Source organism: Shewanella sp. 10B, from assembly GCF_023475885.1.
Lineage (GTDB): Bacteria > Pseudomonadota > Gammaproteobacteria > Enterobacterales > Shewanellaceae > Shewanella > Shewanella mangrovisoli.
Map to the genome: position 1 here is coordinate 26,930 of NZ_JAMDJO010000004.1, position 12,574 is coordinate 39,503.

Sequence of the window (12,574 nt, forward strand, 5' to 3'; positions counted from 1 at the left end):
ATCGGCTCAAGTTAGACTTTGAGTAATCACTTGTAAGAGTTGCTTAAGAATGAATAGAAATATGGTCAAGGGCATGATCGTGTTTGCCGCCATCGCGGAAAAAGGCTCGATGAGTGCTGCGGCAACACAGCTTAATCTGAGTTCATCGGCGGTGAGCCAACAAGTCGCAAAGCTTGAAATGGATATGGGAATTAGTCTGTTTCACCGCAATACCCGCCACCTCACACTCACAGAGGCGGGCACATTATTTTATGAAAACTGCATTAAAATCATAAAAATAGTAGAAAGCGCCGAACATCAGCTGCACGCATTAAAGGGCACACCTTCGGGGGAGCTTAAAATCGCCGCCCCAGTCGGTTTTGGCGGTGGTTTACTCAGCCAGCCATTAGCGCACCTGTTGGCGGCTCATCCGCAGATCAGCCTCAATCTGCAGTTGCAGGACGGCCCAATCGATATAGTTAACGAAGGAATCGATCTAGCGATTTGCATCGGCCCTCTATCGGATTCGAACCTTATCGCTCGCCCCTTGGCGGATTGGCGCATGTTGCTGTGCGCTGCTCCTAGCTATATTCCCCAGCATCAGAGCCTACAACACCCTGCCGACTTACAAGGATTCAACCGTATTAGCCACAGCTATGCTAAACCCGAGTTCTTAACCCATTTACAGACTCAAGAACGAGTCGAACTCTCGGCCCAGCGCATCAACGTCAATAATATGCAGACGCTTATCCAACTCACCCTCGATGGATTAGGCTTTGCCGCATTGCCTGAGCCCGAAGTGCATCAATATCTTGCATCTGGCCAATTGGTAACCCTTTTATCCGAGTGGTCGCTACGCACCTACAGCGTTTACAGCGTGACCTCGGCGCGGGACAAACAGCCCGCCAAGGTGAAAGAAGCCATAGCGGCACTCAGCCAATATTTTAGCCAGATGGATTTTAGCCCGACCCCAGCGTCACTGGTTCAGCCCAACGCCTGCGAGCTCACGCCAAGATTTGCCATACCCGCCTAAGCACTCATAGGCACGCGTTTCATTTCTCAGTGGAGTTAGAGTATGCTGTTCTATCCATTCGATTAAACAGTAGTAACTCAATGCAAGATGTGGCCTTAGTGTTAGAGGGCGGCGGCCTGAGGGCAATTTATACCGCCGGCGTGTTAGATGCCTTTTTGCAGCAACAATTGCACTTCCCCTATGTAATAGGCGTATCGGCGGGAGCGATTTATCCCGCTTCTTATGTCTCACGCCAATTTGGCCGCAATTTACAAATTCAGCAGCAATATCTGCGGGATAAGCGCTACATGGGGCTGCGCCACTGGTTAGCCACGGGTAATTACGTCAATACCGACTTTACTTATAAGCGCATGGCCTATGAGTTACTACCTTTTGATTTTAAAACCTTTTTAGGTAGCGGAACCGAATTTAAAGTCGGGGCGTTTAACTGCCAAACAGGACAAACCGATTACTTTGGCATGGCCGATTTTCAGGAGCACGACAAATTGCTCGACGTGCTTATCGCCTCCTCTAGCCTGCCTTTTATGGCCAATCCCTACCGGATAAACCACCAAACCTACCTCGACGGCGGTATCGCCGCACCCATTCCGGTAGCGAAGGCGCAGCAAGAGGGCTATAAGCGGCAGGTGGTTATCCTGACTCAGGACGCAAACTATCGAAAATCGCCGATGAAGTTCAACTGGTTAGCGCGCAAGCGTTATCAAGCTTATCCGGCAGTGGCCGCCGCGCTCAAAGTACGCCACCAACGTTATAACCAATCCCTCGAGGAACTCGCCCAGAGTGTTGCCAGCGGCCAGTCCTTTGTGATCCGCCCTGCTGCACCGCTTAATCTCTCGCGACTAGACCGCAATATCGATAAAGTGACCGCCGTGTATCACCAAGGCCTCGCCGATGGACAGGCGATTTTGCCTAAGCTGCGGGCTTGGCTAAACACTGGGGCAGAAGTTAGTTAGGGAGCGAGGCGCGGACCTTGTCGATAATCAGTTCCCGCAGCCATTTATGGCTGAGATCGTGCTCGAAATGCTTATGCCACATCAGCAGATACGCACCGGGGATCAGTTTAATTGGCGAGGGTAAATACATAAGATCAAACGACTTCATCACCGCTAAGGCATAACGGGAAGGGGCGCAGAGGATCAAATCACTCTGCTCACACAGGGCCAGCGCACTCTGAAAGTCCGTCATATTCACCGCAATATCCCGTTTACGCCCTTGGATTTGCAGCACATCGTCTAACAACCAATATTCCAAGCCACCAAAGGCGACCTGTAACTGGCGATAGCTTAAAAAGGTATCGAGATTCCATTCCTGCGAAAGGGCTGGATGGTCACGGCGCATCAGACACACTGTGTAATCCTGAACCAATTCAACATAATGGATATCGTCCGGAATATGGTTTACATGCATGGGCGAACGTTCATCCCATTCGCGGCAACCTATGGCTAGATCGATATCGCAACGCAGCAGTCTATCCATGGTGTCCAGCCGCCAGGTTTGGCAATTAATGCTCACACCGGGCGCCTGCGCTAAAAGCGAAGGCATAAAGTGTGGGAAAGTCAGCGAATAGGTCGTCTCGACCAGATGCATCCGAAACTGGCGCTGACTTAAGGCGGGTTCAAAACTGTCTGGCCGAGTAAATTGCGCTAGTTGCTGTAAGCATTGGCGCAAGTCGGGCGCCAGCGACAGCGCCTTGGGCGTCGGCTTGAGGCCGTAAGCGGTGCGCTCGAATAAGGGATCATCAAACACTTCGCGCAGGCGAGTCAATTGCTTACTCACCGCCGACTGACTCAAATGCAGCCGCGCCGCCGCGGCCGTGACACTCTGCTCCTCGAGGAGAATTTCCAGTACGGGCAGTAAGTTTAAGTCTAAGTGTTTTAGCATCTAACCCCTCGCTTTTAAGGGATTCCACCTCAAGTTTTGCGGCAACTTCATCAGCAGTAGCGACAGTAAAATCACTAAAATCCCTGCCCACTGGCGCATATCTAAGGCTTCACCCACAATCAATACGCCTAATGATACGGCAACCACGGGATTGACTAAAGCCACCATCCCCATGATTTCTGGTCCTAAATTTCGCATTGACCAGAGCCAAGCCCAATAAGCCACTGCGGTATTGGCGGTAACTAGCCAGATTAACGAGGGAATCACATCCATACTCGGGATCTGTGGCGGTCCCGCCATAAACCACGCCAGCGGGATCAACATCAATCCCCCCAAGAGTAATTGCCAAGCGGTGAGCACTAAAAAGTCGCCCACATCCCAGCGCTGCATCCAGCGGGAAGAAAAGGCAATCAGAGTCGTTGCGCTCAGCATACATAGGACACCAATCGGGTCGAGATCCGCCGAAGGATTAAGCAATAAAATCACGCCACCGAGGCCCATTAAGCCGAGCAGTAGCCACTTCATCCCCGGGCGTTTTTTATCAATCAGCCAAGCGAGGATCAAAAAGATTAATGGCAATGTCGCACCCAGCGTGCCCGCAACGGCACCCGGTAGCCGATAGGCGCCAATAAACAGCAGCGCAAAGAAGGCGCCAATATTACAAAACGCCAGCAAGCTTAATTTAGACCACGCCAACGTCGGCAAACGTGGGCGCAGCATCAGCAGCAATATGCCCGCAGGCAGCGCACGCCAAACCGCCACCCAGTAAGGCGACATATCCTGTAAGTAAAGACTCACCAGTGCATAGGTAGTCCCCCAAAACACTGGAGCGAGTAACGCAATCACAAACGGCATAATGACTTCTTAAAAAGTATCTTGATATTGAGATATATTACTTTGAGAGAATAAAACAGGCAAGTGCTGAGATAAGGTTAATAGGGAGAAAAGAAAATGGACTCGCGTTTATACTGCTTTAGATATGCGCACGCAGAGCTGCGCTTAAGGCTTGTTTGCCGTATAATCGGGCGTCATTTTTTACAGGCGGGCAAGCATGTTCCATATCGCACTCTATGAGCCAGAAATCGCACCCAACACGGGTAATATCATTCGCCTTTGCGCAAACAACGGCAGCCAACTGCATCTAATTGAGCCACTAGGGTTTGATTTTGAAGAGAAAAAACTGCGCCGCGCGGGCCTAGACTATGCCGATTTAACCAATGTGACTCGCCATAAAAACTTCGATGCCTTCCTCGAAGCCATGGCAGGCAAACGCATTATGGCCTGTACCACTAAGGGAAGTCGCCCTCACACTGAACTCAGTTTTGCCAAGGATGACGTGCTGTTATTTGGCCCCGAAACCCGCGGTCTGCCTATGTCGATTATCGAGTCAATTCCAACCGAACAGCGATTACGCATTCCGATGGCGGCCACCAGTCGCAGCCTCAACCTCTCCAATGCCGTGGCGATTATCAGCTACGAAGCCTGGCGTCAGCTCGGGTTTGAAGGCGCTATTTAATAGGTAGGAATACTGATTTGAATTGGCTGGGCTGAACCAGCCAATATTCCAATTACTAAGCCAAATCATTCAGCCATCCACGCCGAAAAATTGTTTTAACTCAATTCGGGCTGAAAGCCAGTAATTTTGTCGTCAGGTATGTTGGATGAATTGTCATTGTTTCCCCTGTGACACGCCATAAACTCATCCCTGAGGGCTCGACGGCGGCATCCATGCCGCCAACGGTCACAGTTGCAACAATGACAATCTTTACGACCATTGAACTGTTCATCTGGCTAAAAGATATTGCCCCAAAAAGTGACAGAGAAGCCTTTCGGTCCCTTGTTGCACTGAGTAAGTTGACCAAATCTTAGTTTTAGTAATTATACAAAGTGTCGACTATTACTGGATCATATTCCCCCTTGGACTGGCTGAGCCACAGTACATGGACATCAGTTACGCCATGAGCCGTGCAAGCCATGAAATAGTGATGTCACCAGGTTGGCGTAAGTCGGCAGCCGCTAAGGCGGAATATTACTATGCAAGACAGATTGATCTGAAGATAGTTATGAGGCTATGAATTACCCCGAACGAGTTTACAAGTTATAGATGGGACAGTAATGAACGGATTTTCTGGCCTAGAAATTTTCATCGTTACAGTATGGTTAAGTTGATCACTACAATCTGAACCGCATGTGAATCAATGAATATGGAAGTATCATTTACAGCGATTGAAAATGCTTTCCGGCGAAATCGAGTTAGCTACCGAGAGATAAAAATGTATTTTCGCAAATTATTGAAGCTATTCTTTAAAAACAAGAATGACATCGGAGAAGTGCACACGAAAGCTGCTGAGCCAGTGTATTTGATTTCTAGTGAGCATGGATCTCGAGAGCAAAATGGTGCATCAACTCAGGTACACTCAATTTCGGAGTTGGAATCTAAACAGGTTCAACATTGCACTGAGGAAGGGGGCACTCAAACATCGTCAGAAGAGGAGTTACAACATAAAATTCAAGTGATTTCTGATAAAGTCTATGCAGAAAGCGGTGCAAGCTTTTACAGTGAAATATTTACAGATCACGTGGTACTCCCTAGTTCTAGCCGACACAACGCTAGAATGGTGCTAAATCCATCAGTGATAAGTGAGTTTTATCAATTATGCAGTGTGAATATCAACCAATTAAAACCGGGAGATATTTTGCGCGTCAAACAGAATGGTATTTTTAACCATTTAAATGGGTTGGTTTGTGACTTAGCTAACCTTGGGTCTAAATTGGCGTATCGAGATACACTCAAAGTAGAAGAGGTATTTGCAGCAACTAATACCGCGCCAGCTTACGTGAAAGTAGAGCGAATTGGTCATGAATACTTATTGATTGATTATATCGAAGTGAATCGAAGTCATCTAAAAACTAACTATGGGCAACCTCTTCTGTCAATAGCTCTCGATTATGCTGAGAAATCACCTCGTTCAAAAGAGTATTTCGGTTATAAGTTGCAACTCGTCGAAGATTTAAATGGTTATGCGGTGATCATTTTTTGGGGATCAATTGAAACGGCAGCAAATGAGATAGACTTTGGTGTCAATGGACAGGGCACAGATGGGTGTATAGTGTTAGGCAAGTTGCCTAAAGGGAGCTTATCAGAAGCCTCTCTTTCTCATATGACTGCTATCACTGATGATTACGGCAGACCACATCCCTATTTGAACTATCTGAGTGGGAAACGTCAGTTAGAGCTGATTGTCAAAGAAGGAAAAATTTACCTTTGTATTTTTGATATCGAGGCGGTGAGAACAAGCAGAGTTGATGATTCCAACCAAACAGTATTACCAGTCAATAATTCTGGTACAACTAATTATATTCGGATCGAAAATGGAAAATATCGTTGCTCACAGTCAGAAGAAACGTTTGTTTCATCTTGGTACTTTGAAAAGCGACATAGTGTCAAGCTGAGTGATATTGAGGTGCTGAAAGCTGCACAGGCAGATGGGATTCAGTATGATAAGAAGTGTCACATCGAGTTTGAATCTGCGAGGAAGATTTGGGGAGAATACGTTTATATGTACCCAGAAAGGTGGCTTGAGCAACAAAGAGGGAGATTGTGGTAAATAAAGGTTTTGGCTTACCTACTCTGAGTATGAACAGTGGATAAAAGGATGACTCAGGTCTGAGCGAGTACAGCTTAAGAAATTCTTACAGTCTGACGCCAAAACCACCGCGTTTTTGTGTCACTTGCTGCGCTCAAACATTAACAAAAAAACACGCCCGCTTCGGCGTAGCTGAAGCGAGTGTTATCCCATAAAATTTTTTATTCAAAACTGACGATTTAGAGCAAAGGGTCTACCACTCTTTTGTCCCAAAGTGAGTTGCGTATTGTCGGGTATCAATAAGTTGGCTTAATGCGATGGTGCGATAGGCGTCATCTCTATCCCGCGAAAGAGCTGATAGCGGTCGATATCATCTTCCAAATATTGGATATTTTGCGTCCACTGCCATGCGCCTTGGGGCGATTTAGCTTCGAATAACAGTTGGATTAAGGCGGCGCGCGCATTCACGACTCCCTCACCCAGCAGGGAATAATCGCCATTTTGTTGATATAAACTAAAGAGTTGCTGCTTTTCCTGCGAGACACCGTCGTAATAGGTTAACAACACTTGCTCGCCTTGCTCCCGAAACCACCAAGTCTCGCTGTAGGGAGCGCGCGTACCGACACTCACGGAGAGGATCAACTGGCGCTGATCATGGGAGCAAAAGCCGTTGACTATGACTTGCTTGGGGATCTCCCCCACCTTAGCGGCATTGCCCTGCCACTGCCCCACCATTTGCGGGCAAAAGGCTTTAAAACTGATCTTAGCGGCTTGCGCAGGAAAGATAGCCAAGCTGCCCAAGGCGAGTATCAATACATTTTTTATCAATAACTTGCCCATTTTTTGCGGGATGATTAACGCCATATTCGAGTCCTATTTTAATCTTCCAATACATTAGCGTTAAAACCCCTTAGCCACAAATACGCTACGACAGTTTGCGCCATGCCAGTCATACCTAATCATCAAAATGCGGCCTGTGGTTACAGTTACTTACATAAAAGTCCGCCTCAGCCTTCACAGACTCAGCTTGATTTCATGCTCGGTTTTTATACTTTGGGGTTTAATGGGAAAAATAACGATAACACTCTGAATGATAAGGAGACATCTAGTGAAGAAGGCAGGAATTATACTGCTGAGTCTGCTAATGCCCCTCAGCACGGCATTTGCAGAAGCGAGCAAACCACTCTCAGTCGAATTACTTTGGCAACTCAAGCGCATAGGTAGCCCAGTGGTGTCCTCCACGGGCGAGCACATTATTGCGCCTGTGACAGAATACGACCTTAAGGAAGACAAGGGCTCAACCCAACTGTGGCGCTTCGACGGTGAAGGTAAACATAACCGTGCGATTACCGCCAAAGGCTTAAAAGTCAGCGAGCCAGTGTTCTCGCCAGACGGCAAAACCTTAGCCTTTATCAGCGAACGTAACGATGATGACGCGGGCCAAATTTACCTGTTACCTATGGATGGCCCGGGTGAAGCCAGCAAACTCACGGATATCCCCACCGGCGTCAATGGCATCAAGTGGGTTGGCAAGCATTTGTATTTTATCAGCAATATATTCCCTGAGCAGAACTGGGAGCAAATGAAGGCCCAGCTCAAGACTGATAAAGATAATAAAGTCTCCGCCCGCCAGTGGAACGCGCTGCCCTATTCGCAGTTTGATCATTGGTTAGACGAGCGCCGCCAGGCCCACGTGTTTAGGATCCCAGCCACAGGCGGCGCGGTTGAAGCCGTGACTCAGCCGCTAGGCCATGAACTGCCACGCTCAAGCCAAAGCAGTTCAAGCTATGATATTTCCCCCGATGAACGCTTAATTGCCTTCAGCGCCTATGGTTCGGATAATCGCGTCGACCCTAAGTTAGACTTGTTCCTCGCCACCATTGGCGGCAGCAAGGCTGAAAACATCACTCCCGATAACCCAGCGCCGGATCTGAACCCCACATTTAGCCCTAACGGTAAAACCCTCGCCTTTACTCGTCAAAAAATCCCCGGATTTTATGCCGATACCGCAAGGTTGATGCTGCTGGATGTAAGTAGTCGCAAACTCACCACGCTCACCGCGGATTGGGATCGCTCGGTATCTCAATTCGAGTGGACACCCGACAGCAAGGGCTTCTATGCCAGCATTGATGATGCGGCGACAAACCGTATTTATCATATCGATGCCAAGAGCGGTAAGGCCAAGGCCATCACTCAAGCTACCGACTTTAGCCAGCCTGCGATCGCTAAAGATGGCCAGTTGATTGCGACCAATCAGAGCTTTTTATATCCCGCGCGTTTAGTCAGCATCAACCCTCGCAATGGTAAAACCGAGCGTTTAGAGCAGTTTAACGACGAGATTTTAAAGGATGTCAATTTAGGCAGCTATGAGTCGGTCACCTACAAGGGTTATCAGGGCCAAGACATTCAAATGTGGGTACACTATCCACCTGGGTTCGATCGCAGCAAAAAGTACCCGCTGTTTATGCTGATCCACGGCGGTCCACACAACGCCATTAGCGATGGTTTCCACTTCCGCTGGAACGCACAAACCTTTGCCTCTTGGGGTTATGTTACCGCGTGGCCAAACTTCCACGGCTCTAGCGGGTTTGGACAAGAGTTTGCCGACGCCATTAACCCGGATTGGAAAAACAAATCCCTCGAAGACGTGCTCAAAGCCGCAGACTGGTTTAAGCAACAAAGTTGGATCGATAGCGAACGTATGGTCGCCGGCGGCGCCAGCTATGGCGGCTACTTAACCTCGATTATTTTAGGCCAGCCGCATCCCTTCAAGGCGCTGCTGATCCATGCGGCGGTGTACGACATGTATGCACAAATGTCGGCGGACTTTGCCGTCCACAGCACCCGCTTTGGTAACTACTGGGATAATCCTGAGCTGTATAAAGCCATTTCGCCCCATTACTTTGCCGCTAACTTTAATACCCCAACCTTAGTCAGCCATGGTCAACTCGATTATCGTGTACCCGTCGGCCAAGGTTTTGAGCTGTTCCGCACCCTGCAAACTCGCAATATTGAATCGCGGATGATTTATTTCCCCGATGAAAACCATTGGATTATGAAGCCCAACAACTCCATCTACTGGTATAACCAAGTGAAGGATTGGATGACCCATTACGCTAAGCCCGGTGCGCAATAAGGCTTAGCGACTCACAGATAAAAACAAAAGGTCTGCGTTATGCAGACCTTTTTATTGGGCGAAATACACTAACGCCAGTGGTTATTGACCAAAACCCACCGCATTAATATCGACGGTTTGCACTTGGCCATACTTGGCCGCGATAGGCGCAATCTTGCTGGCGTTGCCAATCAGCACAAACTGTAAGTCCTTTTGCGGGAAGTAAGTTTTCACTAACCTTTGGGTTTCTTCTAAGGTTAAGCCGTCCACTTTTGCTTGGAACTCGTTGATAAACTTATCATCGAAGCCGTAGAGGTACATGCCAGATAAGAGTCCAGCCAATTGGCCCGAGGTTTCGAACTTAGGTGGGAACTGACCTTTAACATAGGCCTTAGCCGAATCAAGAGTCGCTTGGTCGACGCCTTTCTCCCATAAGCGAGCATAGGTTTTCAGTGCTAAATCAATCGCTTCTTGAGTGGTTTCAGTCTTAGTAAAGGTGCTAATGGTAAACACACCTGCGTCGGTATAAGGACTAAACCCGGAGCGTGCGCCATAGGTTAGCCCCGCATTCACTCGCAGCTCATCGTTCAGCCAAGAGGTAAAGCGGCCACCTAAAATGGTGTTCACTACCGTTAGCCCAACATAATCAGGGTTATCACGACTAATGCCTAATCCGCCGATAACAAAGGTGGTTTCCATCGCATCAGGCTTATCCACCAGCAGCACTTTGGCCTCAGTTAACTTTGGCAAACCTTGGTTTAAGTCGGGCTGAACCAGTTTTTCGCTGCCTTTCCACTGACCAAAAGTCTGAGTTAGCTTGGCCTTCATCGCCGCCACATCAAAATCCCCCACTACAGTTAATGCGGTATTGGCGGGTTGATAGTAGCTCTTATGGAAGGCGCGTAGCTGCGACACTGTGACTTGCTCAAGTGACTCACGATTACCCGATGAGGCATTACCGTAAGGATGGGCACCGAACACCAGTTTATCGAAGTAGCGACCAATCACGGCGCGCGGGCTTTCTTTATCCTGCTGTAAACCCGCAATTGCACGCTGCTTAAGCTTATCGAACTCGGCCGAATCAAAGTCGGGGCTTAAGAGCGCGGCGCTGAATAGGCCGAGCATCACATCGGTATCTTTCGCCATAAAATCGGCGGCCAGATAGCTACCTTCTTTGTCGGCTTCGGCCCCTAAGCTAGCGCCGAGAAAATCCACTTGCTGCTCAATCTCAGCCTTGGACTTACCCGCCGCGCCAAGAAGTAAACCTTCGGCGGTCATTTGGGCGATACCCGCTGTGGTGTCGTTTACTGCCCCGGCACGCACTACTGCGTTTAAGGTGATCAACGGTACTTCGCGCTGTGGCATTAAATACACCGTCAGGCCATTATCTAGCACTAACTTGTCGTAACTTGGCATGACAAAACTGCCAGTATCGACGCGTTTAGCTGCCGTGGTAGAGGCGCAGCCGGATAAGGCTAAGCTAGTGCCTAGGGCTAATGCGACCATTAACTTAGTCGGCTGTAGAGATGATTTTATAAAGGATGATTTTACAAAGGAGAGTTTCATTGATCCGACTCCTCGTTTGCCGCCAGCACCGCAACAGTGCGATTCGATTTGCGTAAATAGGTTTGGGCAACACGTTGGATATCCGCAGGCGTTACCTTGTTATAGGCCTCTGGCGCATTAAATAATTTATCGTAGCTACCAAAATACATTTCATAGGTGCCTATGGTGTTGGCCTTGCCATTGATGGTTTCCATCGCACGATAAAAGTCCATCAACTTGATATTTTTGACTTTATCTAGCTCTTGCTGAGTAACGCCATTGGTCGCGATGCTATTAATTTGTTCGATCAGCGCGCGCTCTAAGGTGTTAGCATTCACTTCAGGCGTGGCTACGCCCATCACATAGAACAGATTAGGATCGACCGACATCGGCATATAAGTCTCGGCTTCGAGCGCGACTTGCTTGTCCACCAGCGCTTGATATAAACGCGAGCTATTACCTTGGCTTAGGATAGAGCTGAGCAGCTCCAAGGCATAATAATCGGTATGAGTCGCCGCTGGCACATGGTACGCCAACATCACGTTAGGTGTACTGACCGAGGCTTTTTGAACGAAAGTACGGCGCTCACCCTTTTGCAAAGGCTCGACGGTACGCACGGCCTTAGGCGGTGTTTGCGCAGGAATGGGCGCAAAATACTTATCCGCCAATGCCTTAACTTGGGCCAGTTTTACATCACCGGCAATCACCACGACCGCATTGTTCGGCGCATAGTAGGTTTTATGGTATTGCACTAAATCTTCTAGCGTCCAAGCGGCAATATCCGACTCATGGCCAATGACAGACCAAGAATAGGGATGTGCTAAAAAGGCCACGCCTTTAACTTCGCCTTCGAGGGTATTCCAGTTGGAGTTTTCAAGCCCAGTCGAACGCTCCGACTGTACTACGCCACGCTCGCTTTCCACCATATCGGGATTGATATCTAAGTTGGCGATACGGTCAGCCTCGAGGTCGAACATGGTTTCTAGCGCATTAGCTGGGAACCAGTCGGTGTAAACCGTCATATCCTCTGTGGTGTAGGCATTGTTAGCCCCGCCCGCGGCTTCCATGGTACGGTCGAACATCTTAGGGCCGTATTTTTTCGAGCCGTTAAACATCATGTGTTCGAAAAAGTGTGAGATACCGGTAATCCCCGGGACTTCGTTGCGGGAACCGACTTTCCAAAACAGATACATATTGGCATTAGGAATAGAAGAGTCCTCTAGCACCATGATTTTCATGCCGTTGGCTAGCGTAAAACTCTTGATGTCTTCTGCCGTTGTGGCCTGTGCTTGGCTTAAGGGATTAAAGAGTCCCATCGCCAACACCAGCGCCGATAGCGTGCGCTTCATCTTGTTCGCTCCTTGCTGTAAAAATCCACATATGAAGGCAAATTGCCTAGCAAATCAAGCGTGGGAAGGTCTTCCCACGCCGATT

Annotated in this window: 11 protein-coding genes; 6 read left to right on the top strand and 5 right to left on the bottom strand. The window is 48.6% G+C overall.

All coding sequences use genetic code 11. The features are described from left to right. Positions 1 to 49 precede the first annotated feature (49 nt). Positions 50 to 1,012 (top strand): LysR family transcriptional regulator, encoded by a 963-nt coding sequence (locus tag M0415_RS15250; RefSeq protein WP_249556435.1) that lies wholly within the window; start codon positions 50 to 52, stop codon positions 1,010 to 1,012. Between the two features lie 80 nt (positions 1,013 to 1,092). After that, positions 1,093 to 1,965: a patatin-like phospholipase family protein gene (locus M0415_RS15255; RefSeq protein ID WP_249556436.1), complete on the top strand. Its 873-nt coding sequence runs from the start codon at positions 1,093 to 1,095 to the stop codon at positions 1,963 to 1,965. Here M0415_RS15255 and M0415_RS15260 read toward each other — a convergent pair. Further along, positions 1,958 to 2,893 carry a LysR substrate-binding domain-containing protein gene (locus tag M0415_RS15260; RefSeq protein WP_249556437.1) on the bottom strand — a complete coding sequence of 312 codons (936 nt, stop codon included), beginning with the start codon at positions 2,891 to 2,893 and terminating at the stop codon, positions 1,958 to 1,960. The two genes, M0415_RS15255 and M0415_RS15260, sit on opposite strands and share 8 nt — an antisense overlap. Further along, positions 2,894 to 3,748, bottom strand: a complete 855-nt coding sequence (locus tag M0415_RS15265; RefSeq protein WP_249556438.1) for a DMT family transporter — start codon at positions 3,746 to 3,748, stop codon at positions 2,894 to 2,896. It lies immediately after the preceding gene. 196 nt (positions 3,749 to 3,944) lie between these two features. Here M0415_RS15265 and trmL point away from each other — a divergent pair, with 196 nt between their 5' ends. The 3 genes from trmL (at position 3,945) to M0415_RS15280 (ending at position 6,501) form a co-directional block, all read left to right on the top strand. Next, entirely contained in the window at positions 3,945 to 4,409 is a 465-nt protein-coding gene (trmL, locus tag M0415_RS15270) for a tRNA (uridine(34)/cytosine(34)/5-carboxymethylaminomethyluridine(34)-2'-O)-methyltransferase TrmL (protein ID WP_088212461.1), read from the top strand. A 406-nt stretch (positions 4,410 to 4,815) separates the two neighbouring features. Then, positions 4,816 to 4,968: a DUF4406 domain-containing protein gene (locus M0415_RS15275; protein WP_283771713.1), complete on the top strand. Its 153-nt coding sequence runs from the start codon at positions 4,816 to 4,818 to the stop codon at positions 4,966 to 4,968. Positions 4,969 to 5,091: 123 nt separating this feature from the next. After that, positions 5,092 to 6,501: a hypothetical protein gene (locus M0415_RS15280; RefSeq protein WP_249556439.1), complete on the top strand. Its 1,410-nt coding sequence runs from the start codon at positions 5,092 to 5,094 to the stop codon at positions 6,499 to 6,501. Positions 6,502 to 6,789: 288 nt separating this feature from the next. Here the strand turns inward: M0415_RS15280 and M0415_RS15285 are convergent, their stop codons facing one another. After that, on the bottom strand, positions 6,790 to 7,344 hold the full coding sequence (locus M0415_RS15285; protein WP_249556440.1) for a hypothetical protein: 555 nt from the start codon (positions 7,342 to 7,344) through the stop codon (positions 6,790 to 6,792). A gap of 244 nt (positions 7,345 to 7,588) precedes the next feature. On the opposite strand from M0415_RS15285, the gene M0415_RS15290 reads away from it, so the two are divergent. Beyond that, positions 7,589 to 9,616, top strand: coding sequence for a S9 family peptidase (locus M0415_RS15290; protein ID WP_249556441.1), 2,028 nt, complete (start codon positions 7,589 to 7,591; stop codon positions 9,614 to 9,616). Between the two features lie 81 nt (positions 9,617 to 9,697). On the opposite strand, the gene M0415_RS15295 is transcribed toward M0415_RS15290, so the two are convergent. Together M0415_RS15295 and M0415_RS15300 are read right to left on the bottom strand one after the other, a co-directional pair. Then, entirely contained in the window at positions 9,698 to 11,161 is a 1,464-nt protein-coding gene (locus M0415_RS15295) for a M16 family metallopeptidase (RefSeq protein WP_249556442.1), read from the bottom strand. Then, the gene (locus tag M0415_RS15300; protein WP_249556443.1) at positions 11,158 to 12,489 is read right to left on the bottom strand and encodes a M16 family metallopeptidase; all 1,332 of its coding nucleotides are present in this window, start codon (positions 12,487 to 12,489) and stop codon (positions 11,158 to 11,160) included. Before M0415_RS15300 ends, M0415_RS15295 begins: the two co-directional genes overlap by 4 nt. Positions 12,490 to 12,574: the final 85 nt, after the last annotated feature.